General features: G+C 60.7%; 2 protein-coding genes. Both read right to left on the bottom strand.

Features of this window, described 5'->3' with window-relative positions; genetic code table 11:
• On the bottom strand, positions 1-616 hold a 616-nt coding region (locus A3730_RS02535; RefSeq protein ID WP_063537419.1), incomplete at its 3' end, for an RDD family protein.
• Positions 606-761, bottom strand: a complete 156-nt coding sequence (locus tag A3730_RS32460; RefSeq protein WP_255364162.1) for a DUF2069 domain-containing protein — start codon at positions 759-761, stop codon at positions 606-608. The genes A3730_RS32460 and A3730_RS02535, both read right to left, overlap by 11 nt.
• Between the last annotated feature and the right edge of the window lie 12 nt (positions 762-773).

Raw genomic sequence — 773 nt, forward strand, 5'->3', positions numbered from 1 at the left:
CCAGTTCGGGGTACGCCAGTTGCGCCAGCTCTTGCTGGCGGGCTTCGGAAAAGCGGTCATGGCGTTCATGGAAGGCGAGCAGGGCAAGCTGGTCATCCCGGCTCAAGGACCAGTCCGGGGCGAGGGTGTCACCCTGAGCCTGTTCCTGAATCTGTGGGGTTTCTTCGATATGGACAACCAGGGTGTTGGCGGCCATGTCGCCAAGCCGCTGGTAACGAGGGCTGATCAGCGTGCAGACAAACCCGAGCAGATAGAACAGCGGGAACGCATCGGCGGTGCGCAGAAGGTTGCGAATCAGGCTGCCGTTGAAGCTCAGCGGGCTGCCATTGGCATGAACCACCACCAGCCCCATGGCTTTCTTGCCCGGCGTTTGCCCGTGGCGGAAGGCTTCAAACAGGGTGGGGTAAAACCACTCCAGCACGAACGCCATGATCAGCAGCAGGCCCATGCCGGCTTTGCCCAGTGCCGCGAACACTGAGGCCAATGCACCGTAAATCACCAGCCGAATAGCCAGGTCGATGGCGTAGGCTAGCGCCCGGGGCACCGGCCCGGCCAGCGACAGGCTGAGCATGGCGCCTTCCGGTGTTTCTACTTCCAGGCGTTCATCAATCAGCATTCTGGCCCTGACGAATTTGTAATGCGGCAAACACAAAGAGCATGACAGTCAGGGTCGTTTTGGCAATCGCCAGGGTGCGCACTGGCGGCGGATCCAGCAGCTGGACCGCATAGCCACAGAAATAAAACAGCAGCAGGAAACACAGCCAGGTGGCCTG

The organism is Alcanivorax sp. HI0044, assembly GCF_001634945.1.